We start from the raw sequence: 23,063 nt of genomic DNA, 5'->3' as shown, positions 1-23,063 counted from the left end.
GTGCGCCGGAACCGGCGTGCCCACCCCGCAGAGATTCCTGCTCTCTCGGCAGAACGTGTCCTTCGTCCCGCCCCGGGCCACCGCCACTGTGGTAGGAAAAGGCAAACATGCGTTTAGCGAGATGTGGTGGACATGGCTTCGGGAGATGATCGGCTCGATCACTCTCGATCCAGCCGGAAAACCCGCCTCAGCGCCGTCATGACGTCGCTGGGATCGACCAGGACGCGCGCCTTCCTGCGCCTGCTGACCTCGATCGGCACCAGCAAGACCCAGGACACCCTGAAACTCCTGCCGTTCGTCGTGATGGCCGTGGTGGCCCTGATCGACTTCGGCTCGGGCCCCACGTCCGGCCTCCTGCCGCTGCTCGCCCTCGGCCCGGCCTTCGCCAGTGTGGCGTGCGGCCTGGCCCGCACCACCGTGGTCGGCGTCGTCGCCCTGGTGCTGTGCTTCGCGCTCGGCGCCTACAACGACATCCTCTGGATGCCCCGCACCGACATCACCCTCGTCGCCATCCTCGGCGTCACCGTGGCCAGCGTGCTGGCCAGCGCCGGGCGGCTGCGCCACGAGCACCAGCTCGCCGACGTTCGCTCGGTGGCCGAGGCCGCCCAGCGGGTGCTGCTGCGCCCGGTGCCCCGCCGCGCGGGACCGGGTATCGGCGTCGCCGTCTCCTACACCTCCGCCACGGCCGAGGCCAGGATCGGCGGCGACCTGTACGAGGTCGTCACCACCCCGCACGGGGTGCGGATCATCGTGGGAGACGTCCAGGGCAAGGGCCTGGAGGCCGTGGAGACGGCCGCCGTGGTGCTCGGGGCCTTCCGGGAGGCGGCCCACGACGAGAGAACGCTCCAGGGCGTCGTGGCGCGTCTGGAGAACGCTCTGACCCGCGAGCTGTCCGGCGAGCAGTTCGTGACCGCCGTGCTGGCCGAGATCAGCGGCGGTTCCACCATCACCGTCATCAACTGCGGCCATCCGGCGCCCATGGTGCTCGACGCCGAGGGCGGGATCTGGTTCGCCGAACCGCCGGACGAGGCGCTCCCGCTGGGCATGAGCGCCCTCAAGGCCAGCGAGCCGCAGCCGCACCACATCCCGTTCGAGCCGGGCGACCAGGTCCTCTTCTACACCGACGGGGTCGTCGAGGCGCGCGACGCGGCGGGCGAGTTCTACCCGCTGCTGGAGCGGGCGCACCTGCTGGAGGGCGACGACCCCCAGGGATCGCTGGACGCCCTCCGCGCCGACCTGCTCAGCCACGTGGGCAGGCCGCTGGGCGACGACGCCGCCATGCTCCTGCTACGTCACCGCGCCGCCCGCCAGAACTCCACGGCGGCGTGAGGCCGGACGCCGCTCGGACGGACGGCGTGGGGACGAGTGGGGGCAGGAGTGTGAGGGCGGGCGGCCTGAAGGCGGGTGGCGCGAGGACGAGGGACCGAAGGCGAGCAGCGCGGGGACGGGTGGCGCGAGGACGGGGAGCCTGAAAAACAGGCCGCGCGGGACAGGCGACACGAGGCAGGCCACGCGAAAAACGTCCCCGTACGTCCCGCGCCGGCCGGGAGGACCCCTGGGCACGAGGACGTACGGGGACGGCGCCGGTGAGCCAGGGCGGCGACCCCGGATGGGTGGCCGCTCCGGCTCTAACCGGCTAGAGGGACCTGGCCGGGAAGCATGGGCTGGCTCGGCACGCCGAGCAGGTTCTCCACGGCGGTGACGAAACGCTCCGCCTCGGAGATGAGCTCCTCCGCGTCTCGCGAGGACACCGTGCGGGTCAGGCCCGCCTCGGCGGCGGCCCGCTTGGCCGCGCTCGTCTCGAAGTAGGGTGCCCACTCGGCCAGGCGGGGCTCGGCCTCGGGCAGCATCTCCCAGGCGCTGCGCAGCCTGCGCCTCCTGCGGCCCTCCATGGGACGGGGACGGGCCGCCAGGACGGCAGCGGCCGCCCTGAGCGCGGCGAGGTGGGCCGCGACGTAGCGCGCGGCCGAAGTCCGGGCGGCGGCGGCCTCTTCGAGGCAGTCGCGCGCGTCTGTGAGGTGCGCCCGCACCGTGGGGGACAACCGGGGCCCACCGGAATCGCCGAGCCGAGGGGTCATAGTGCTTCAGCCTCCTTGGTCGCAAGCGGCTCCGGCGTTTTCACCGGCGGTATCACACTCGCAGACCCCACCGACAAATCCGCCGGACGGCCGGACGAGGAGCTTCCCCTCTCCCCGCCCGTCCTGACCTGGCCCGATCGTCTCCGCCGACGACGAGGACCCGATCGGCCGCCCTTGGACACGAGCCGCGAGCCCCGTGTCATCACATCGAACATAAATTCGATCACTAATACTGTCAAGTAAAACGGCGAACAAAAGTTCGATCTTCGAGTGCCTAAGAGACCTGGGAGGCGCCGGTGGTCGACGTGCGAGGGCACGCGGAAAGGCTCTGGGTGATCGACGCGCGAGATGGCACCGAAGGGCGCCGAGAGATCAGTACGCGAGAGAACACGGAAGAGTCCGGAAGACCGACGCGCGAGAGAACGCGAAAGAACGCCGGGAGACCGGTGCGCGAGGGAACGCGAAAGAACGCCAGATGATCGGTGTGCGAGAGAGCGCGAAAGAACGCAGATGATCGGTGCGCGAGAGGACGCACGAGAGCTCCGGGAGATCGATGTGCGAGAGAGCGCGAAAAGGGCCCCGGGAGATCACCGTCTCCCGGGGCCCTTTTCGCGGCCGGCGAGGTCACGCCCGCCGGATCACCCGCTTCACCGTCCTACCGGACGAAGCCGCTCCGCCACCCTGGCGTCCGCCCTACCGGACGAAGCCGCCCTGGCGTCCGCCGCTCTGGCGGACGAAGCCGCCCTAGCGGACGAACCTGCCTCGGACGTGCACCGGCACTCCCGTACCGAGCAGACCGGGAAGGACCTCCGCCACATGCATGGGCAGCCGCACGCAGCCGTGGGAGGCGGGAGCCAGCGGCACCGACAGCGCGCCGTGGAAGGCGATGCCCCCGTTGAAGAAGATCGGGTTGTAGAGCTGACCCAGGTAGGACTTGTGCCAGCCGTCCCGGCGCCAGGTGGTCTTGTAGTCGCCCGTCGGCGTGCGGGCGTCACCGCAGAACCGCTGGGCCTTGCCCTCCCAGGTGGCCGTCTCGCAGTAGGAGATCCCGCTGCCGGAGGAGGTGTGGCTGACCAGCTTCACCACACCGCCGACGTAGAGGACCATCACCTGCTTGGCGAGGTTGACCTCCACCCGGGTCGGCTTCCCGTTGGGAACGAGCACCTTCGGCGCCACCGGGGCCTCCAGGGCGTCCCAGGTCCTGCGCGCCACGGTGCTGGTCGGCGTGACGCCGTTCACCTTCTGGAAGGCCCAGACCGCCGCCAGGGTCGCCCCGCCGTAGCGGCCGTCGATCCTGCCCGGGGCGTAGCCGAGCTCGGCCAGCCGGGTCTGGAGCACCTTCACCGTGGCGCCCTTCGCGCCGAGCTTGAGCGTCTTGCCCGGCGCGACGAACGGGCTCGCCCCCGTCGCCTTCACGGCCGTCACCACCGTGACGGCAGGGGAGGCCGATGTCTGGGCCGCGGCGGCGCTCGCGGAAAGGGTGATGCCCGCGGAAGAGAGGAGCACGGCCCCCGCCGTCATCAGCGCGGCCACTCCCTGCCGCTGTCCAACCCCCACTTTCAATCAACTCCTCATATCACTATGTATCGGGTCAAGGGACCATAGCGCACGGGTTCCCCGTGCAGGCCGCCGGTTATAAAGCGGCAATCAACGGTCAATCTGTTTAGAGTGTCCGCGTGCCAGAAAAGTTGCATCCGAACATCGAGAAGGTCGCCGCCGTCCTGCGCGAGCACGACGTTCCCGGCGAGATCGTCATCTTCGCGGAGGCCACCCCGACCGCAGCCACCGCGGCCGCGCAGCTCGGCTGCGAGGTCGGCGCCATCGCCAACAGCCTGATATTCGACGCCGACGGCGAGCCGCTCCTGGTGCTGACCAGCGGAGCCCACCGGGTCGACACCGACCTGATCGCCAGGACCGCCGGCGTGGCGAAGGTGCGGCGCGCCGACCCCGCCTTCGTACGGGCGGCCACCGGCCAGGTCATCGGCGGCGTCGCCCCGATCGGCCACCCCGCGCCGGTCAGGACCCTGGTCGACACCTGGCTGGGCAAGCACGAGGTCGTCTGGGCCGCCGCCGGCCATCCGCACACCGTCTTCCCGACCTCCTTCGAGGAGCTCGTCCGCATCACCGGCGGGGTCCCCGTAGAGGTCGAATGACGGCTCCCCACCACACCTGAGCGCCCGCGCGTACCACCGCGAGACGCCGCACTCACAGGCCGCCGCACTCAGCCGCACCCAGCCGTACTCACGAAGCCAGGGCGCCGCACTCACGAAGCACCGCGCTCACCGGCCCCCGTGACCGCGGGACGCCACGCCCCCGAGGCCCCTGGCCACGAGAGACCGTCATGGCACGGAGTGCCGCGGGATCCCGTACGCCCCTACGCCCCCGCACGAGCCGAGCCGAACCACGAGGGGCCGCGAGGGGCCGGTCAGGCTCCTCGCGGCCGGGTCCGAAAGCGCGCGGGATCGGCCGGGAAACCCTGGGGCGGACGCCGGGCACCGCTCTCACGTCTCGTGCCGACCCGCGTCACGTCCGCACTGCTAGGGTGCGACGCGTGATCGGACTGCGACGGATCGGCCCCGACGAGTTCACGCTCCGGCTGGACGCGGTCCTCCACGTCTACACCGAGGCGATGAACCCGCCCGCCGACCAGATCGCCGGCCGCAGGCTCATCATGGGAAACCACGCCACCCATCCCGCCTTCACCTGCCTGTTCGCCGAGCGCGCCGACGGCACGCCGGTGGGCATCGCCTACGGCTTCCACGGGGTTCCCGGCCAGTGGTGGCACGACGTGGTCAGGCGGGCCCTCGTGGAGAAGCACGGTGAGGGCAGCGCCCGCGGCTGGCTGGGTGACGCGCTGGAGCTCGCCGAGATCCACGTCCATCCCGACTACCAGGGCAAGGGCATCGGCCGGGCGATGATCGCGGGTATATGCGCGGGCCGCCTGGAGCGCACCGCCGTGCTCTCGACCCGCGACCGGCCCACCGCGGCCCGGCACCTCTACCGGAGCATCGGCTTCGTGGACCTGCTCACGCAGTTCGTCTTCCCCGGCGGGCACGAGCGCTACGCGATCCTCGGGACCGTCCTGCCGCTGGACGGCTGAGCCACCGGCCAGGGCTCCTGGTCACCGCCGGGACGCCCTGCCGGGAACCGGGCCGCGTGGGCCGACCCGGCCGGGCGCCGAGCGCGTCCACAGGGGGGCCGGGGCTCCGGCCCGGGACAAGAGACACCGGACCAAGGCCACGGGATGCCGTCCGGGCCGGACAGGGCCAGCCGGGCAAGACCGTCGGATGCCGTGCCCCGGCGGGAGCGGAGCACGACACGGCGGCGTCAGCCCTGCAGCGGAGCGACCTCCGGCGTGTGGTCGAGGGCCTGGAAGACCTCGCGGGTCGCGCTGGAGCGGTTGAAGGTGATGAAGTGGATGCCGGGCGCGCCCTCGTCGAGCAGGGTCTGGCAGAGCTCGGCGGCGTGCTCGATGCCGAGGCTGCGCACGGCGGCCGGATCGTCGGCGACGGCCGCGAACCTCTCGGCCACCTCAGGCGGGAACGGCGCGCCGGAGAGCTGCTCGGACCTGGCGATGGTGCTCATCTGCGTGACGGGCATGATCCCGGGGATGATCGGCGTGTCACAGCCGCTGGCCGCCACCCGGTCACGCAACCGCAGGTAGTCCTCGGCGCGGAAGAACATCTGGGTGATCGCGTAGTCGGCGCCCGCACGGCACTTGCGCACGAAGTACTCGGTGTCGGACTCGATCGTGCGCGACCTGGGGTGCTTGTACGGGAAGGCGGCCACGCCCACGCAGAAGTCGCCCGACTGGCGGATGAGCCTGACCAGCTCCTCGGCGTACAGGACGCCCTCGGGGTGGGGCACCCACTCGCCCGTCACGTCGCCGGGCGGGTCGCCCCGCACGGCGAGGATGTTGCGCACGCCCGCCCCCGCGAAGCGGCCGATCAGGTGGCGCAGCTCGCGGACGGAGTGGTTGACGGCGGTGAAGTGGGCGACCGGGGTGAGCGTGGTCTCGCGGGCGAGCCGCTCGACGATGTCGACGGTGCGGTCGCGGGTGCTGCCGCCGGCGCCGTAGGTGACGGACACGAAGGTGGGGTGCAGCGACTCCAGCTCGCGGACGGCGCGCCAGAGCTGACGCTCCCCCTCGTCGGTCTTCGGGGGCGAGAACTCGAAGGAGAACGAGCGGGCACCGGCGGCGAGGAGCTCGCGGACGGTGGCGACACGATCGGGGAGGACTGATGCGCGACCCAGAGCCATGGGGCAAGGATACTTGCCCGGCCGCCCGGGTGCCCGATCAGATCTTGTCAGCCCCGCGTAGAACGGCCTTGTGTCAATTACCGCGCAAAACAACCACCCCTCTAGATCGAAATGTCCCCTTGGACCGTTAATCTCATTACCTGACCTCCTCCCGCCGTCGATGGCCGGGGGTTTCCAATTTTCATAGATTGGGTTTCCTGCCTCGCCACCAGTCGCAAGGAGCCCGGAGGTGTCGTGCGTCACATCGGCCCCACAGGCGTCTCACCTCTCCGCCGGACCGGCGGAGAGGTTCTTGTCGATCGTGCGTACGGTGGTCGGTGCGTCATCATCGCTGGTCACGCTGCCGGGACGCACGGCAACGTACCGCGTTTCCCCCCCAGAGCTGAAGCCCAGGGTCTCCACACTGGAGGTATTCGATGATCACTTCTGCAGCCGCGCTGGACACGATCCGGTCCGAGGTGGACCGCTCCCTTCGGCGATTCGTCGAACAACAGCGCCCACAGGTCAGCGCCCCGGAGCTGGCCCCGCTCGTGTCCGCGGCCGAGGATTTCCTCGCGGGCGGCAAAAGGCTGCGACCCGCCTTCTGCTACTGGGGCTGGCGTGGCGCGGGCGGGGGTGACGATCCCGCGCTCTTCGCCGCCGCGGCCTCGCTGGAGCTGCTCCAGGCCAGCGCCCTGGTGCACGACGACGTGATGGACGCCAGCGACCTGCGCCGGGGCATGCCCTCGGCGCACCGCAGGTTCGAGGAGTTGCACAGGAAGGCGGGCTGGCACGGCTCGGCCGAGCAGTTCGGCGAGGGGGCGGCCATCCTGCTCGGCAACCTGATGCTCATCTGGTCCGGTGAGATGTGGCGGAACAGCGGCCTGCCGGCCGCCTCGCTGGCGGCGGCGCAGAAGGTCCACGACGACATGCGCACCGAGCTGATGTGCGGACAGTATTTCGATCTTCTGGAGCAGGCACACGGCGAGGGCACCTTCGACAGCGCGCTGCGGGTCGCCCTCTTCAAGAGCGGCAAGTACTCCGTGGAGCAGCCGCTCCGGCTCGGCCTGGTGCTGGCCGCCCGGGGCAGGGAACCGTGGATCGACCGGCTCTGCGAGGAGTACGGGCAGTCCGTGGGCATCGCCTTCCAGCTGCGCGACGACATCCTCGGCGTGTTCGGCGACCCGGACGAGACCGGCAAACCGGCCGGCGACGACCTCCGCGAGGGCAAACGGACCATGCTCATCGCCCGCACCCTGGCCGCGGCCTCGGAGTCCCAGGCCCAGGTGGTACGCACCACGCTGGGCGACCCCGGCCTGGACGAGGCGGGGATCGACCGGCTGCGCCGGATCATCGAGGAGACCGGGGCCCTGGTGGCGTGCGAGGACCTGATCAAGGGGTATCTGGAGAACGCCCTCGGCTCGCTGGAGGGCGCCCCGATCCTTCCCGAGGCCCGCGCGGCCCTGGCCGACCTCGCGGTGGCCGCCACCTCCCGGCGGACCTGACCGCGCGCCCGGCGCCATCCGGCCGGCTCGCGACGGGTCCGCGAGCAGACCGGTCGGCGGCGGGCGCGGGCGGACCGGTTGACGACGGGTCCGTGAGCAGACCGGTTGACGGCGGGTCCGCGGGCAGGCGGACCGGCGCGCGGGCAGACCTGCCCGCCCGGCCGGGGACGCGGTCCTCGCCGGGCGGAAGGGCCTCAGGCTCAGGCGGGGGCGGTCAGCCTGCGCTTGAACTCCCCGGCCGCCGCCTTGGGGTCGTCGGCCTCGGTGATCGCCCGCACGACCACGACCCGGCGCACGCCGTACGACATGACCTCGTCCAGGTTGGCGAGGTCGATGCCGCCGATGCCGAACCAGGGCCGGTCGGTCTCCAGGGCCGCGGCGTGCCTGAGCAGGCCGGGGCCCGGGGCGGACCTGCCGGGCTTGGTGGGCGTCGGCCAGATCGGGCCGCAGCAGAAGTAGTCGACACCGGGCTCGACGGCCGCGGCGGACGCCTCCTCGGGGGCGTGAGTGGAACGCCCGATGAGGATGTCGTCGCCGAGCATGTCGCGCGCGACCCGCACCGGCAGATCGTCCTGGCCGAGGTGGAGCACGTCGGGCCGGATCGCGTAGGCGATGTCGGCCCGGTCGTTCACGGCCAGGAGGGTGCCGTGCCGGTCGCAGGCCTCGCGGAAGACGGCGAGGAGATCGAGCTCCTCGCGCGCCTCGAGACCCTTCTCGCGCAGCTGCACGATGTCGACCCCGCCCGCGAGGGCGGCGTCGAGGAAGTCCGCGAGGTCTCCCCGGTCACGCCGCCCGTCCGTACAGAGATACAGGCGGGCGTCAGAAACCGAGGGCTTGGGCACGTCTCTTCACTTCGGTGTGGCGGCCCGCGACGATCGCGTCGACCGGCGATCCCGGCAGCGTGTCGTCTGGGGTGAAGAGCCAGCGAAGGGACTCGACGTCGTCGTATCCGGCGTCCAGGAGCACCGTGAGGGTGCCGGGGAGGCCCTTGACGACGTCTCCTTCGACGAGGAACGCGGCGGGGACCTGTGGCTCGCCACCGCCCCTGCGCACTCCGATGAGCTTGCGGTCCTTGAGAAGTTGCTTGGCGCGACCGGCGCTCAGGTTGAGCCTTCTGGCCACCTCGGTCAGGGTGAGCCACTCGCCCACCAGCTGGTCGGTTTCCCGGTCGATCTGCGCAACAGAAAGCGTCACGAATCCACCACTACCACATCGAGCCCTTCGCCAAACACCTGGCGGCGAGGTTACGCCACCGTACAATCGCGCAACGCTATCGCAGGGTCGGCGAGGCGATCGACGTCGAGGCGCTGCCCGCCCTCGATGAGGCGGCGCCCCTGGACGAGGTCGCGGGGCCGGTTGACGGAGAGCACCGCGGTGAGCCGGTCGTCGTCGGTCACCCAGCAGATCGCCCACCTGGGCTTTCCCTCGGCCGCCGGGTCGCCGCGCAGGACGAGGCGGGCGCCGTCGTGGTGGCCCGCGTACTGGACCATGTGGCCGAACTGCTCGGACCAGAAGTAGGGGACCGGGTCGTAGACCGCGGCGTCGCCGACGAGGGTGGCCGCCGCGACGTCCGGGGCGCCCAGCGCGGTGTCCCAGTGCTCGACGCGGAGGCGGATGCCGTAGCGGCGCGACCACCAGGCCGCGCAGTCGCCCACCGCGACCACGTCGGGCAGCGAGGTGCGCAGGTGCTCGTCGGTGACCACGCCGTTGTCGAGCCTGATGCCGGACCCGGCGAGCCACTCGGTCGCGGGCCGCACGCCCACGCCGGTGACGACCACGTCGGCCTCGATCGCCGAGCCGTCGGCCAGGGTGAGCCCTCCGTGGTCGACGGAGGCGACCATCGTGCCCAGGCGCAGGTCGACGCCCGCCTCGGCGTACCAGGGGACGGTGTGCGCGCCGACCTGGCCGAGCGCGGCGGCCAGCGGGGTGTCGGCGGCCTCGACGACGGTCACGGCGCAGCCCGCCCTGCGGGCGGCGGTGGCCACCTCGGCGCCGATCCAGCCCGCGCCGATCACGGCGACCGTGGTCCCCTCGCCGAGCAGCGAACGCAGCCTGAGCGCGTCGTCGATGGTGCGCACCACGTGCTGGGGGCCGTCGCCGCGCAGCCTGATCGGGCGGGCGCCGGTGGCGACGACCAGGCCGTCGTAGGCCAGCTCGCCCTCGGTGGTCTCGACCACGCCGGGGTGGAGCCCCTTGGCGGACACGCCCGCGCGGAAGTCGACCTCAAGCGCGTCGAGGTCGGAGTCGACGACCGTGGAGTCGGTCTCGCCGAGCAGCACCCCCTTGGACAGGGGCGGCCGGTCGTAGGGCCGGTGCCGTTCCTCTCCGATCAAGGTGATCTTGCCGCCGAACCCACGGGCCCGTAACGCCTCGACGCTGCGCACGCCGGCCAGGCCGGCGCCAACCACCACGACATGATTCACACTTCCCGACCATAAGCGGGAACCCCGTACTCCTACCAACGGTCGTTGATAACGAAAACGGGATTTACCTCACATCTGGCGCGCTAAGCGTGTTGCCCGAACCCTTAAGGTGGGGGTGAAGACGCGCGGGAGCCCGGAACGCACCGGGCTGAGAGGAGGGCTGCGGGCGTAGAAGGACCCTGTGAGCTGGTGATGTGCGAGGAGACGCGCCCTGGGGCGCGATCGGGCACGGCACGGGCGACGAGGTCCCGAAAGCGGCCGCGAGCGAGCCCTCGACCGCCACGAACCTGATCCGGGTCATGCCGGCGAAGGGAGCGGAGCACGTATGGCGGACCATTTCGATCTTCTCGTCGCCGGCGGGGGCGTGATCGGCCTGTCGGTGGCGTGGCGTGCCGCCCGCCGGGGCCTGAGGGTGGCGGTGGCCGACCCCGCGCCGGCCTCCGGCGCCTCGCACGCGGCGGCGGGCATGCTGGCCCCGGTCAGCGAGGTCACCTACACCGAGGAGCCGCTGCTGCGGCTGGGCCTGGCCTCCCTGGAGCGCTGGCCCTCCTTCGCCGCCGAGCTGGCCGACGCGAGCGGCCATGATCTCGACCACCGCACCGACGGCACGCTCGACGTCGCCTTCGGCACCGACGACCTGGCCGCGCTGGACGACCTCGCCGCCTTCACCGCCAGGCTGGGACTGCCCGCCGAGCGGCTCACCGGCCGCGAGTGCCGCCGCCTGGAGCCCATGCTGGCCCCCGCCGTCCGGGGCGGCCTGCTGGCGGGCGGCGACGCCTGGGTGGACCCCCGGAGGGTCACCGCGGCGCTCCTGGCGGCCCTGGAGCGCGCGGGCGGCGCCCTGGTACGCGCCCGGGTGGCCGAGCTGCTCACCTCCTCGGGAACGGTCACCGGAGTGCGCCTGGCGGGCGGCGAGACCGTCGGCGCCGACCGGGTGGTCCTCGCCACCGGAGCCTGGTCGGGCGCCATGGAGGGGGTGCCCCCGGAGGCGCTGCCCCCGGTGCGGCCCGTCAAGGGCCAGATCATGCGGCTGCGCTCCCCCGCGCCGATCCTGCGGCGGTGCGTGCGCGGGGTCGTCCACGGCTCGCACGTCTACCTGGTGCCGCGCGGCGACGGCGAACTGGTCCTCGGCGCCACCCAGGAGGAGATGGGCTTCGACACCCGCGTCACCGCCGGGGGGCTGTGGGAGCTGCTGCGCGACGCGCGGGAGCTCGTCCCCGGGGTGACCGAGCTGGAGGTGGCCGAGGTGGCCGCGGGGCTGCGCCCCGGCACCCCGGACAACCTGCCGCTGATCGGCCCCACGATCGTGCCGGGCCTCCACCTGGCCACCGGGCACCACCGGGGCGGGGTCCTGCTCGCGCCGCTCACCGCCGACCTCTGCGTGGGCGAGATGGGCGAGGCAGGTGAGGTGGGAGGTACGGGTCCGGAACTCTCCGCGATCTGCTCACCCCTCCGGTTCCGGGAGCACGACTCCCGTGAGCACACCCCGCGGAAGCCCGGCTCCCGGGAACGCCCCGCACAGGAGCGGGCCTCCTGGGAACGCCCCGCACAGGAGCGGGCCCCGCAGGAGCACGCTCCCCGGGAGCCCGGCTCCGGGGAACACGACTCCCGGGAGCACCCGCCGCGGGAACCCCGCCTCCGGGAGCACACGGAGTACACACCGCAGGAGTACCGATGAACGTGACCATCAACGGCGCCGCGCACGAGTTGCCCCCGGGGGCGACCGTCGCGCAGGCCGTACAGCGGCTGACCGGCGTGCGGAGCGGGGTGGCCGTCGCGGTGAACGACGAGGTCGTCTCGCGCGGCGCCTGGGAGTCCACCGCGCTCGCGGAGGCCGACCGCGTCGAGGTGCTCACCGCGGTTCAGGGAGGTTGACCGGCGATGACGAACACTGCGGACACTGCGGACATGACATACACGATGGACGCGACCGACGATCTGATCATCGGCGGCGAGAAGTTCTCCTCCCGCCTCATCATGGGCACCGGGGGCGCCCCGTCCCTGGAGGTCCTGGACCAGGCGCTCGCCGCCTCGGGCACCGAGCTGACCACGGTCGCGATGCGGCGGCTCGACCCGTCCGCGCGGGGCTCGGTGCTCGACGTGCTGCGCCGGCGCGACATCAAGGTGCTGCCGAACACCGCGGGCTGCTTCACCGCCGGCGAGGCCGTGCTGACCGCGAGGCTGGCCAGGGAGGCGCTGGAGACGAACTGGGTCAAGCTGGAGGTCATCGCCGACGAGCGCACCCTGCTGCCCGACCCCATCGAGACCTTCGACGCGGCGGAGCGGCTGGTCGCCGACGGGTTCACGGTGCTGCCCTACATCGGCGACGACCCCGTGCTGGCGCGCAGGCTGGAGCAGGCCGGCTGCGCGGCGGTGATGCCGCTGGGCGCGCCGATCGGCTCGGGGCTGGGCATCCGCAACCCGCACAACATCGAGCTGATCGTGGAGTTCGCGAGCGTGCCGGTGATCCTGGACGCCGGGATCGGCACGGCCAGCGACGCGGCGCTCGCCATGGAGCTGGGCTGCGACGCGGTTCTGCTGGCCACCGCGGTCACCCGGGCACAGCGTCCCGACCTGATGGCCCAGGCGATGCGTTCGGCCGTCTCCGCAGGCCGGGCGGCGCGAATGGCCGGGCGGATACCCCGGCGCCGCTACGCGGAAGCCTCCTCTCCCTCGATCGACGGCCGACCCCCGGTTGATCGATAGAAAACCACCACGTCTCGGCATCGGTTTGGGATTCAGGCATCCTGTCGGCGCCAAATCGCCCGTAAACTCGGCCACGTGGACACGACGCTTACGGACCCCCTGGTCGGGAAACTCCTCGACGGGCGTTACCGCGTCGAGTCCCGGATCGCCCGGGGCGGAATGGCGACCGTCTATCTGGCCCTGGACGTCCGGCTCGACCGCACGGTCGCCGTCAAGGTGATGCACCGCTCGCTCGCCGAGGACCCCGCCTTCGTGCGGCGCTTCATCGGCGAGGCCAAGTCGGTGGCCAGCCTGTCGCACCCCAACGTGGTGCACGTGTTCGACCAGGGCACGGACGGCGACAACGTCTACCTCTCGATGGAGTACGTGCCGGGGCGGACCCTGCGCGACGTGCTCCGCGCCCGGGGCAGGCTGCCCGCCCGCGAGGCGCTGGAAGTCATGATCCCCGTCCTCGCCGCGCTGGGCGCCGCCCACCAGTCCGGCCTCATCCACCGCGACGTCAAGCCGGAGAACGTGCTGCTCGCCAACGACGGCCGGGTCAAGGTCGTCGACTTCGGCCTCGCCCGCGCGATCGAGGCGAGCAACCAGACGCGCACCGGTGTCATGATCGGCACCATCGGCTACATGTCGCCCGAGCAGGTGACCTCCGGCGGCGCCGACGCCCGCAGCGACGTCTACGCGGCCGGCATCATGCTGTTCGAGCTCCTGACCGGCCGCCAGCCGTACGAGGGCGAGACCCCGATGTCGGTGGCCTACCGGCACGTGCACGACACGGTGCCCGTGCCCTCGGCGCTGCTGCCCGGCTCTCCCCCGCTGCTCGACACCCTGGTGGCCAGGGCGACGGCCCGCGACCCCGCGAGCCGTCCGGCGGACGCCACCGCGCTGCTCGTCGCCGCCGTCGAGGCGCACCGGATGCTGCCCAGGGAGAGCGGCCCGGTGCCGTCCGTCCCCGTCGGCCCGCCGCACGGCCACGAGATGGCCGCGCCCGCGCCTCCCGCCCCGGCGAACCACACGCTGATCCAGCCCCGCGCCGACCTGCTCACCGGCCCGGCGGGCGACCGCCACGAGGCCGCCCCCAGGGCGCGCAGGGGGTCGGGGGCCCGCTGGTTCCTGATCGGGCTGGCCGTGGTCATGGTGATCGCGGTGGGGGTGACCGGCTGGCTGTTCTCGCAGAACACCTCCATCGTGGTGCCCGCCACCCTGGTGGGCAAGAACGTGACGGCCGCCACCAGCGAGGCCAGGCGCAGCGGCTTCACGGTCGAGACGGGCAAGGCCGAGCACGACGAGAAGGTTCCCAAGGGGATCGTGCTGCGCACCGAGCCCGGGGCCGGCACCGAGGCCGAGCCGCAGAGCAGGCTGGTCCTCATCGCCTCGGCCGGTCCCAAGCGGGTGGCGGTGCCCAACGTGGTGGGCATGACCGAACCGCAGGCGAGGAGCGAGCTGGCGAAGTTCTCCCTCCTCGTCGACGACGTCAGGAAGCAGGCCAGCGAGACCGTGCCGCGCGGCCAGGTGATGCGGACCATCCCCGCCGTGGGAAACCCGGTCAAGGAGAACAGCAAGCTCGACCTGGTCGTGAGCGCGGGCCTGGTCATGCCGGACATCAGGGGCATGCCCCGCGACCAGGCCGACCAGGTGCTGCGCGGAGCCGGGTTCGTCCCCGAGTTCGTCGAGCAGACCGACTCCGCCCAGCCGTGCACCGTCATCGCCCAGGACCCGCAGCCCAAGGCCGAGGTCGACAGGGGCGCGGTGGTCCGGCTCACCCTGTCGCAGTGCGGCGGCGACTGGCGCTGGCCCTGGGAGCGCGAGGGCGAGCCCCCGCCCGGTGACGGCGGCCAGAACGTCATCGTGATCCCGAACATCGTGTTCAAGGACTACCGGGCGGCGAGAGACGAGCTGCGCGCCGCGGGGGTCACGGTGAAGCTGAAGCGCACCCTGGGCAAGGGCAGGGTGCTGGCCCAGCTCCCGCCGGGCGGCCAGGCGGTCCCGCCCGGTACCCAGGTCACCATCTGGTACTGACACCCCGCACCGGCGCGGGTCAGCCCTCGGCGAGGAAGCCGTGCAGGCGGATCCGGGCCAGGCCGCCGTCGGGGTGGATGTCCACCCTGGCGTACGTGGCCGCGGGCGCGTCCCGGATGCGGAAGCGGTGCCGGGTGTCGGGCAGCAGGCGGGTCCTGGGCAGCAGCGGGAACCAGGTGGTGCCGTCCGCGGTGCCCGTGACGGAGACCTCGGCGGGGGCGTTGAACACCAGGTTGGTGGTGTCGATCTCGGCGAGGCTGACGACGCCGGCGCCCGCCAGGCGGATCACCAGCCAGTCGTTGCCGTCGTCGCGGCGGCGGGCGGTCTCCCAGCCCTCGGCCTGGTGGCGGGCGAGGCCGGGTGAGATGGCGTTGTTGGGCGAGGAGTAGAACTCGTTGGAGCAGGCGGTGACGAGCGCGCCGTTCTCCAGGGCGGCCAGGTCCAGGCCGAGGCCCTCGTACAGGGACAGGTCGGGCCTGACCTCGCCGTGCACCCGCAGGCGGGCGATGCCCCCGTCGGGGAACATGTTCAGCCGCACGTGCGTGTAGCGGCGCTCGCCGGACACCGCGAAGAGGTGCTCGGCGTCCCCCTTGAGGTCGCTCCTGGGAACGATCTCCACCCAGTCGGCCGTCTCCAGCTCGGCGACCGTGGGGTAGCCCTCGACCTCGGCGGCCTCGACGGAGGCGTACGGCGGGTAGTTGCCCTTGAACCAGGCGGTGTCGATCACGACGCCCCTGACCACGCCGGGCATGCCGAGCCTGACCAGGGCCCAGTCGTGGCCGGGTTCGCGGCGCCTGCGGGTCTCCCAGCCGTCGTAGACCTGGCCCTTGGCCCCGAAGGTGTGCGGCATGAAGCCGGGGCGGCCCGGCCTGATGAGGCTCTCCCTCTCGGCGAAGGACTCGTCGTTGGCCGCGATGACCGAGCCGCCGAGGGTGCGCAGGGCGAGGTCGGGCAGCGCGGTGAATCCGGTCGGTTCGGTCATTTCGGTCAAGGAGAGAACCTTTCTCGCGGGGAACCGGCCGGGCCGCCGTGGCGGTCCCACCGCGGACCGGGATCGTTTCGGCGACGTCGTGCTACAGGAGGGTGCCCTGGGGATCGTTCCCCACGGCCCGGCCGCGCAGCCACGTCGTACGGACCTCGCCCACCAGCGTCCTGCCGTGGTAGGGCGTGACCGGGTTCCTGTGGTGCAGGGCGGAGACGTCCACGGTGTGGACGGCGTCGGCGTCGAAGGCGACCAGGTCGGCGTCCGCGCCCACGGCGATGGCGCCCTTGCCGCGCAGTCCCGCCAGCTCGGCCGGGTTCCCCGCCATCCAGCGCACGACGTCGCCCAGGCCGTGCCCGCGCCGGGCCGCCTCGGTCCAGACGGCGGTGAGGCCGAGCTGGAGGGAGGAGATCCCGCCCCAGGCGGCGGCGAAGTCGGGCACCTTCAGGTCGGGGGTGGACGGCGAGTGGTCGGAGACGACGCAGCCGAGCACCCCGTCGGCGAGACCGCGCCAGAGCTCGTCGCGGTTGGCCGAGGAGCGGATCGGCGGGCAGCACTTGAACTGGGTGGCACCCTCGGGCACCTCCTCGGCCATCAGCGTGAGGTAGTGCGGGCAGGTCTCCGCGGAGAGCCTCACCCCCTCCCGCCTCGCCTTCGCCAGCGGTTCCAGGCACAATGCGGACGACACGTGCAGGATGTGCGCCCGCACCCCGGTCTCCCCCGCCAGCGCGGCGACCCGTTCGACGGCGCGGCGCTCGGCCTCTCCGGGCCGGGAGTCGAGGAACTCCGGGTATCCCGGCCCCTCGGGGTCGGCGAGCAGCGCGGGGTCCTCCGCGTGGACGACCAGCAGGCCGTCGAAGGAGGCGATCTCCACCATGGCGGCCCGCAGCCCGTCCGCGTCCAGCGGCGGGAACTCGTCCACGCCCGACGGGGACAGGAAGCACTTGAACCCGCGCACGCCCGCCTCGTGCAGTGCCCGCAGGTCCTCGACGTTGCCGGGGATCGCCCCGCCCCAGAAGGCGACGTCCACCGCGCACTGCCCGTCCGCCGCCTCGCGCTTCACGGCCAGGGCGTCCGCGTTCACGGTCGGTGGCAGCGAGTTGAGCGGCATGTCCACGATCGTGGTCACCCCGCCCGCGGCGGCCGCCCGGGTGGCGGAGGCGAACCCCTCCCAGTGGGTGCGGCCCGGCTCGTTGACGTGCACGTGGGTGTCGACCAGGCCGGGCAGCAGCGCGACGTCGCCGAGGTCGACCCGCTCGACGGCGTCCGGCCCGGCGTCGTGGGCGTGCACCCCGACGATCCTCCCGTCCCGTACGGCGACCGCCGCGGGTCCCTCTCCCCCGGGCAGCACGACCCTGCGGGACCGGATGACCAGATCCGGTACGTCCTCAGCCGCTGCGCTCATCCGCTCTCCGTTCCTGTCCTGTCCTGTCAGAGGTGTCTCTCCGCGACCGTGCGGGCGAGCCGTTCCAGCAGCGGGCCCGCCTGGGACATGCACACGGCCGGGTCGGGCTCGATGTCGGTGAGCGCGTAGGCGGCCGTGATGCCCGCCGCGTTCAGCTCCTCGTCGCCGAGGCCGCGGCGCCCGCAGACCGCGACGACCGGGACCCCCGCCTTGGCCGCGGCGCTCGCGACCCCGGCGGGTGCCTTGCCGCGCAGCGTCTGCTCGTCGAGCGAGCCCTCGCCCGTGATGACGAGGCGCGCGCCCTCAAGCCGGTCGCGGAAGCCGAGCAGCTCCAGGAGATAGTCGATGCCGGGACGGAAGTCGGCCGCCAGGAAGGCCAGCGCGGCGAAGCCCACGCCCCCCGCGGCGCCCGCGCCCGGCTGCCCGGCCACGCCCATCGAGCGGACGACGCCGTCGTGCTCGATGGCCCCGACCAGGCCGTGGGTGTGCGCGGCGACGGCGGCGAGCCGGGCGAGGGCCCGGTCGAGCAGCTTCACGTCGTCGGGACTCGCGCCCTTCTGCGGTCCGTACACGGCGGCGGCGCCGTGCGGGCCGAGCAGCGGGTTGTCCACGTCGCCCGCGACCACGAACTCGACCCCGTCGATCGGGATGAGTCCGGAGGTGTCGATTCTTTCCAGGTCACGGAGGGCCGCTCCCCCGAAGGGGAGTTCCCGCCCCTCGGCGTCCAGGAAGCGGACGCCGAGCGCCCGCATCATGCCCGTGCCGCCGTCGGTGCAGGCGCTGCCGCCGAGGCCGAGCACGACCCGCCGGGCCCCGCGCCGTACGGCGTGGGCGATCAGCTCGCCGGTGCCGTGGCTGGTCGCGGTGAGCGGGGCCAGCTCGACGCCCTCGTGCGCGGGGGATCCCTCCTGGGCGGCGGGCCCGGAGGCGACCGGCAGCCGCCGCAGGCCGGACGCCTCGGCCAGCTCGACGACCGCCGTCGGCACGTCCCCTCCCAACGAGGCGTCCCCCGGTGAGGAGGCGTCGCGCCAGGCGTAGGAGGCGAGGACCGGTTCGCCGACGGGACCGGTGACCTCGACCTCGACGCGGGTGAACCCGCAGGCCACGACGGCGTCCACGGTGCCGTCACCGCCGTCGGCCACCGGCAGCGCGACCGTGGCGACGCCGGGCCCGAGGCCGGCCGCGACCCGCGCGGCGACCTCGGCGCCGGTGAGCGAGCCCTTGAACTTGTCCGGGGCGATCACGACGTGTCCCGACGACTCAGACAACCCTGCTCCCTGGTGACGGATGGGGGGCACGCGTCCCCGGCCGGTACGAGCGGACGGGAGGCGAATGCCGGGCCCCGGTGAGACGGAGCACCATCTTGACATCCGGCCACGGGCACCCCGGACGCCCGGTCCCTCCCCTGGACACCCTGCCCGTCCCTTCCCCAAATGCCCCGGACGTCCCGGACACGCGGTCCTCCCCCGGCGACGCCTTCGGGCCACCGGCGGGAAAGGTCACGAGACCCCGAAGCCCTGCTCCGCCGCCAGGCGCATGAGGCGGCGGTGCGCCTCGCCTCCCGCGCGGCCGAGCTCGTCCTGCGCGACGGTACGCAGCTCGTCGTCCTCGACGACGGTCCGGCCGCCGACCAGCAGCCGGGCCAGCGGGGGCTGCCGGGTGCCGAAGACTAAGGCGCAGACCGGGTCGGCGACCGCGGAGGCGAAGGCCCCGGTGCGCCACAGGGCGATGTCGGCGAGCTTCCCGGCCTCCAGGGAGCCGAGCTCCTCCTCGCGGCCCAGGTTCCTCGCCCCGCCGAGGGTGGCGATCTCCAGGGCCTGCCGGGCGGTGAGCGCGGTGGGCCCGTACCTGGCCCGCTGGAACAGCAGGGCCTGCCGCATCTCGCCGGAGAGGGAGGTCAGCTCCGCGGAGGCGCTGCCGTCCACCCCCAGGCCGACGTTCGCGCCCCGGTGGAGCATCTCGGAGACCCGGGCGATCCCGGCGCCGAGACGGCCGTTGGAACTGGGGCAGTGCGCCGACCCCGTACCGGTCTGGGCGAAGACGTCGATGTCGCCGTCGCTCAGGTGGATGGCGTGGGCGAACCACACGTCCGGGCCGAGCCAGCCGAGTTTCTCCATGTAGTCGACCGGACGCTGCCCGACCTGCCGCAGGCAGTGCTCCTCCTCGTCGAGGGTCTCGGCGAGGTGGGTGTGCAGGCGTACGCCCTTGGACCTGGCCAGCGCGGCGGCCTCGGTCATCAGCTCGGCGCTGACGGAGAACGGCGAGCAGGGGGCGACCGCGACGCGGAGCATGGAGGAGAAGGACGGGTCGTGGTAGGTGTCGACGGCCTCGGCCGTCGCGTCGAGGATCTCGTCGAGCCGCTCGACCACGACGTCCGGGGGCAGGCCGCCCTGCGACCTGCCCCGGTCCATCGAGCCCCGGGCCGGGTGGAAGCGCAGGCCGACCTCCCGCGCCGCCTCGATCTCCGCGGCGAACAGGTCCCCGCGCCCCTTGGGGAAGATGTAGTGGTGGTCGCTGGAGGTGGTGCAGCCCGACAGGGCCAGATAGCCCAGTCCCGCGCCCGCCGCGCCCCTGACGACCTCGGCGTCCATCGCGGCCCACACCTGGTAGAGCGCCGTCAGCCACTCGAACAGGGTGGTGTCCTGGGCGAGCCCCTGGGAGGCCCACTGGTAGAGGTGGTGGTGGGTGTTGACCAGGCCGGGGGTGGCGAGGCAGCCGGTGCCGTCGATCCTGTCCGCTCCCGGGACGTCCGGCGCCGGGCCGGCGCCCACGGCCACGATCCTGTCGCCCTCGACGTGGATGTGCCCCGAGGGGATCTCCGGGCCCACGACCGGGGCGAGGTGGACGTTCTCGATCAGGGTGGGACTCACAGGCCGCCGCCTTCCACGCGGACGCTCTCGGACAGGACGGAACTCACGAGCCGCCTTCCACACGGAGGTTCTCGATCAGAGGGGAGCTCAACGGGCCTCCGCCTTCCGTACGGGTTCCGCACGGGCGCTCTCGGACAGGAGGAAACTCACCGGGCCTCCGCCTTCCGCGCCGCGGCGAGGCGTACGGCGTCGAGGATCTTCTCGTAGCCGGTGCACCGGCACAGGTTGCCCGCCAGGGCCTCGCGGATCTCCGCGTCGGACGGCCGCGCGACCCGTTCGATCAGGTCGTGGGCCTGGACGAGGAGACCGGGGGTGCAGAAGCCGCACTGGACGGCGCCGCACTCGACGAAGGCCTCCTGGATCGGGTCGAGCCGGTCGCCGTCGGCGAGCCCCTCGACGGTGCGGACCTGGCGCCCCTCGGCCTGCCCGGCCGCGACCAGGCACGCGCAGACGGGGATCCCGTCGAGATAGACCGTGCAGGAGCCACACTCGCCCTGCTCGCACGCGTTCTTGGAACCCGGCAGGCCGACCCGCTCGCGCAGGACGTACAGGAGGCTCTCGCCCTCCCAGACGTCGTCGGCGGTCTCCGTGCGGCCGTTGACGGTGAAGGTGACGCGCATCAGCCGGCCCTCCTCTCGAAGTGTCCGGAGCGGAACTCGTTCCACGCCCAGGTGAGGGTGCGCCGCGCCATCACCGCGATGGCGTGACGCCGGTAGCCGGCGGTGCCGCGCACGTCGTCGATCGGCGAGGCGGCCTCGGCGGCCAGCTCCCCGAAACGGCCGAGCACCGCCGGGTCGAGCCGCGCCTCCCAGTCGAGCTCGGCGGCGAGGAACTCCTCGGCGGCGACGGCGCGGCGGGGGGTCGGGGCGGCCGAGCCGATGCCGGTGCCGACCCGGCGCTCGCCGGGGTGCAGCGCGATCGCGAACGAGCAGACCGCGATCACCATGGCGTTGCGGGTGCCGACCTTGGAGAAGTACTGGGGGCCGCTCGCGGGGCTCATCCAGAACGCCCGGATCAGCTCGTCGGCCTCCAGCGCGCTGCGCTTGACCCCGACGTAGAAGTCGGCGGCCGGGATCATCCGCACGCCCCTGGCCGCGGACTCGACCTCGACGACCGCGTCCCCGGCCAGCAGCGGCGGGTGGCTGTCCCCGGCGGGCGAGGCCGCGCCGAGGTTGCCTCCCACCGTGCCCCGGTTGCGGATCTGCGGCGAGCCGACCGTGCGGGCGGCCTGGGCCAGGCCCGGCAGCCGGTCGCCCAGCTCGGCGATGAGCCGGGCGTACGTCACGCCCGCGCCGACCCGGAGCCTGCCGTCCGGCTCCTCGCTCCACCCGGCGAGCTCGGCGACCCGGTTCAGGTCGAGCAGCGCGCCGGGCCGCCGCACGTCGAAGTTGAGCTCGACCATCATGTCGGTGCCGCCCTGGATGGGGACCGCGTCCGGCCGGTCGGCCCTGGCGGCGAGTGCCTCCGCCCACGTGGCGGGTCGCAGGAAGTCCATCGTCGTCACTCCCAGGCGAAGCGGGCGTCGGGGGCGTCGTCGCGGAGCACACTGCCCTCGATCAGCCCGTAGGGACGGTCGGCCGCGTGGAACACCTCGTTGGGGTTGTCCAGCCCGAACGGGGTGAGGTCGACCAGGAAGTGGTGCTTGTTCGGCATCGCCAGGCGTACCTCGCAGACCTCCTCGCGGGCGTTCAGGACCCGCTCGCCCATCGCGTAGAGCGTCTGCTGCAGCGACAGGCTGTAGGTCTCGGCGAACGCCCCGAGCAGGTGGCGGCGCACCTCGTCGTACGACTCCCCGTACGCCGTCCCCGGCGCCTCCGCGCCGGGCAGGTGCCGCCAGCGGGCCGAGACGGCGGTGGCGAGGACGCGGTCCTTGGTGGGCGGGAGGGTGGTGTACTCGTCCTCGACGAAGCCGGAGAACTCCGAGTCGGTCGAGTTGAGCACCACCAGGTCCCTCAGCCCGGAGACCACGGTGGTGGTGCCGTCCCGGTCGTGGTGGACGGCGCAGGTGCGCACCTCCCGGCCGGAGCGGACGAAGGAGTGCCGCCCGCGCTCCCCGGCGACGTCCTCGGACACCGGGATGCGGTCCCAGAAGTGTTCCTCGATCTCCACGCGGGCGTGGTGGACGGTGGGCTGCGACTCCACGTAGTGGCGGGCCAGCAGGATCGCGAAGTCCTCGATCTCCGCGACGCCGTGCTTCCTGGCGAAGGCGTACACGGTGTTCTTCTGCGTGTCGGTCGGCAGGACCGCGGCGTTGTCCCCGGTGAGGTGGACCGCCTCCATGTCGCCGGACAGCGCCGAGCCGACGGTGACGTCCTTGATGTGGTGGACGCCGCCGTCCCTGACGACGCGGACCAGGCGGGTCTCCGCCTTGCCGTAGCGGTTGGGGCCGAGAACGACGGGCATGCTTAGCTCCCTCGATACGTCGAGTAGGCGAACGGGCTGAGCAGCAGGGGCACGTGGTGGTGCTCCCGCGGGTCCGCCACCGTGAAGTCGATCGAGACCCGAGGATAGAAGGCGTCCACCGCGCGGGCGGCGAAGTAGCCGCCGGTCTCGAAGACCAGGCGGTGGTCCCCCTTCCCGCAGGTCCATCCCGCGATCCGCCCGTCGGCGTCGGTGACGCCCTCGGCGAGCACCTCACCGTCCCGTTCCAGGCGGACGGCGACCCCCGCCACGGGCCTGCCCAGGGCGGCGTCCAGCACGTGGGTGGACAGGCTCATGCGGGACCCTCCCCGGGCGCGCGGTCTTCGAGGGGTACGAGGGGTACGGAGTCCGTGGAGTCCGTAATGGCTCCCGGGGATACGGAACTCGTGACGGCTCCCGGCGGCACGAGGCTCGTGAC

The 23,063-nt window shown here is 72.8% G+C and carries 22 protein-coding genes; 8 read left to right on the top strand and 14 right to left on the bottom strand.

Features of this window, described 5'->3' with window-relative positions:
• Window positions 1-198: 198 nt before the first annotated feature.
• Window positions 199-1,329 (top strand): PP2C family protein-serine/threonine phosphatase, encoded by a 1,131-nt coding sequence (locus ACFFRH_RS01920; protein ID WP_386153582.1) that lies wholly within the window; start codon window positions 199-201, stop codon window positions 1,327-1,329.
• A gap of 299 nt (window positions 1,330-1,628) precedes the next feature.
• Here the strand turns inward: ACFFRH_RS01920 and ACFFRH_RS01915 are convergent, their stop codons facing one another.
• The gene (locus ACFFRH_RS01915) at window positions 1,629-2,078 is read right to left on the bottom strand and encodes an SAV_6107 family HEPN domain-containing protein (protein WP_386153579.1); all 450 of its coding nucleotides are present in this window, start codon (window positions 2,076-2,078) and stop codon (window positions 1,629-1,631) included.
• A 744-nt stretch (window positions 2,079-2,822) separates the two neighbouring features.
• Window positions 2,823-3,635 carry a L,D-transpeptidase family protein gene (locus tag ACFFRH_RS01910; RefSeq protein ID WP_386153576.1) on the bottom strand — a complete coding sequence of 271 codons (813 nt, stop codon included), beginning with the start codon at window positions 3,633-3,635 and terminating at the stop codon, window positions 2,823-2,825.
• 119 nt (window positions 3,636-3,754) lie between these two features.
• Between ACFFRH_RS01910 and ACFFRH_RS01905 the strand changes: the two genes are divergently transcribed.
• Both ACFFRH_RS01905 and ACFFRH_RS01900 read left to right on the top strand, forming a co-directional pair.
• Entirely contained in the window at window positions 3,755-4,231 is a 477-nt protein-coding gene (locus ACFFRH_RS01905; RefSeq protein ID WP_386153573.1) for a YbaK/EbsC family protein, read from the top strand.
• 398 nt (window positions 4,232-4,629) lie between these two features.
• A complete protein-coding gene (locus tag ACFFRH_RS01900; protein WP_344745002.1) occupies window positions 4,630-5,178 on the top strand; it encodes a GNAT family N-acetyltransferase in 549 nt (182 codons plus the stop codon).
• Window positions 5,179-5,405: 227 nt separating this feature from the next.
• Here ACFFRH_RS01900 and metF read toward each other — a convergent pair whose 3' ends face one another.
• Window positions 5,406-6,338: a methylenetetrahydrofolate reductase [NAD(P)H] gene (gene metF / locus ACFFRH_RS01895; protein ID WP_344745003.1), complete on the bottom strand. Its 933-nt coding sequence runs from the start codon at window positions 6,336-6,338 to the stop codon at window positions 5,406-5,408.
• Window positions 6,339-6,754: 416 nt separating this feature from the next.
• Between metF and ACFFRH_RS01890 the strand changes: the two genes are divergently transcribed.
• Entirely contained in the window at window positions 6,755-7,822 is a 1,068-nt protein-coding gene (locus tag ACFFRH_RS01890; protein WP_344745004.1) for a polyprenyl synthetase family protein, read from the top strand.
• Between the two features lie 200 nt (window positions 7,823-8,022).
• Here the strand turns inward: ACFFRH_RS01890 and thiE are convergent, their stop codons facing one another.
• Genes thiE through ACFFRH_RS01875 form a run of 3 tightly spaced genes read right to left on the bottom strand, consistent with a single transcriptional unit; the run spans window position 8,023 to window position 10,245 of the window.
• Window positions 8,023-8,664, bottom strand: a complete 642-nt coding sequence (gene thiE, locus ACFFRH_RS01885; protein WP_344745005.1) for a thiamine phosphate synthase — start codon at window positions 8,662-8,664, stop codon at window positions 8,023-8,025.
• On the bottom strand, window positions 8,642-9,016 hold the full coding sequence (locus ACFFRH_RS01880) for an Rv2175c family DNA-binding protein (RefSeq protein ID WP_344745006.1): 375 nt from the start codon (window positions 9,014-9,016) through the stop codon (window positions 8,642-8,644). Before ACFFRH_RS01880 ends, thiE begins: the two co-directional genes overlap by 23 nt.
• A gap of 50 nt (window positions 9,017-9,066) precedes the next feature.
• Window positions 9,067-10,245, bottom strand: a complete 1,179-nt coding sequence (locus ACFFRH_RS01875) for an NAD(P)/FAD-dependent oxidoreductase (RefSeq protein WP_386153567.1) — start codon at window positions 10,243-10,245, stop codon at window positions 9,067-9,069.
• A gap of 325 nt (window positions 10,246-10,570) precedes the next feature.
• Here ACFFRH_RS01875 and thiO point away from each other — a divergent pair, with 325 nt between their 5' ends.
• The 4 genes from thiO to pknB all read left to right on the top strand — a co-directional run bounded on the left by thiO (window position 10,571) and on the right by pknB (window position 14,967).
• A complete protein-coding gene (thiO, locus tag ACFFRH_RS01870) occupies window positions 10,571-11,923 on the top strand; it encodes a glycine oxidase ThiO (RefSeq protein ID WP_344745008.1) in 1,353 nt (450 codons plus the stop codon).
• Window positions 11,920-12,120, top strand: coding sequence for a sulfur carrier protein ThiS (gene thiS / locus ACFFRH_RS01865; protein WP_344745009.1), 201 nt, complete (start codon window positions 11,920-11,922; stop codon window positions 12,118-12,120). Before thiO ends, thiS begins: the two co-directional genes overlap by 4 nt.
• 33 nt (window positions 12,121-12,153) lie before the next feature.
• Window positions 12,154-12,951 (top strand): thiazole synthase, encoded by a 798-nt coding sequence (locus ACFFRH_RS01860; RefSeq protein ID WP_344745010.1) that lies wholly within the window; start codon window positions 12,154-12,156, stop codon window positions 12,949-12,951.
• Window positions 12,952-13,026: 75 nt separating this feature from the next.
• Window positions 13,027-14,967: a Stk1 family PASTA domain-containing Ser/Thr kinase gene (gene pknB, locus ACFFRH_RS01855; protein WP_344745011.1), complete on the top strand. Its 1,941-nt coding sequence runs from the start codon at window positions 13,027-13,029 to the stop codon at window positions 14,965-14,967.
• A gap of 19 nt (window positions 14,968-14,986) precedes the next feature.
• On the opposite strand, the gene alc is transcribed toward pknB, so the two are convergent.
• The 8 genes from alc to uraH form a co-directional block, all read right to left on the bottom strand.
• Entirely contained in the window at window positions 14,987-15,949 is a 963-nt protein-coding gene (gene alc / locus ACFFRH_RS01850) for an allantoicase (RefSeq protein ID WP_344745041.1), read from the bottom strand.
• Window positions 15,950-16,040: 91 nt separating this feature from the next.
• A complete protein-coding gene (gene allB / locus ACFFRH_RS01845; RefSeq protein WP_344745012.1) occupies window positions 16,041-17,354 on the bottom strand; it encodes an allantoinase AllB in 1,314 nt (437 codons plus the stop codon).
• 26 nt (window positions 17,355-17,380) lie between these two features.
• On the bottom strand, window positions 17,381-18,622 hold the full coding sequence (locus tag ACFFRH_RS01840; RefSeq protein ID WP_344745013.1) for a glycerate kinase: 1,242 nt from the start codon (window positions 18,620-18,622) through the stop codon (window positions 17,381-17,383).
• A 231-nt stretch (window positions 18,623-18,853) separates the two neighbouring features.
• Window positions 18,854-20,224, bottom strand: a complete 1,371-nt coding sequence (locus ACFFRH_RS01835; protein ID WP_344745014.1) for an 8-oxoguanine deaminase — start codon at window positions 20,222-20,224, stop codon at window positions 18,854-18,856.
• A 146-nt stretch (window positions 20,225-20,370) separates the two neighbouring features.
• Complete coding sequence (locus ACFFRH_RS01830; RefSeq protein WP_344745015.1) at window positions 20,371-20,844, bottom strand: (2Fe-2S)-binding protein; 474 nt, start codon at window positions 20,842-20,844, stop codon at window positions 20,371-20,373.
• A complete protein-coding gene (locus tag ACFFRH_RS01825) occupies window positions 20,844-21,719 on the bottom strand; it encodes an FAD binding domain-containing protein (RefSeq protein ID WP_344745016.1) in 876 nt (291 codons plus the stop codon). Before ACFFRH_RS01825 ends, ACFFRH_RS01830 begins: the two co-directional genes overlap by 1 nt.
• Before the next feature lie 5 nt (window positions 21,720-21,724).
• A complete protein-coding gene (pucL, locus tag ACFFRH_RS01820; RefSeq protein ID WP_344745017.1) occupies window positions 21,725-22,627 on the bottom strand; it encodes a factor-independent urate hydroxylase in 903 nt (300 codons plus the stop codon).
• A gap of 2 nt (window positions 22,628-22,629) precedes the next feature.
• Window positions 22,630-22,941, bottom strand: coding sequence for a hydroxyisourate hydrolase (uraH, locus tag ACFFRH_RS01815; RefSeq protein WP_344745018.1), 312 nt, complete (start codon window positions 22,939-22,941; stop codon window positions 22,630-22,632).
• Between the last annotated feature and the right edge of the window lie 122 nt (window positions 22,942-23,063).

The sequence above is a fragment of the Streptosporangium vulgare genome (assembly GCF_042428775.1).
Lineage (GTDB): Bacteria > Actinomycetota > Actinomycetes > Streptosporangiales > Streptosporangiaceae > Streptosporangium > Streptosporangium vulgare.
This window is presented reverse-complemented; position numbering and strand designations above follow the sequence as displayed.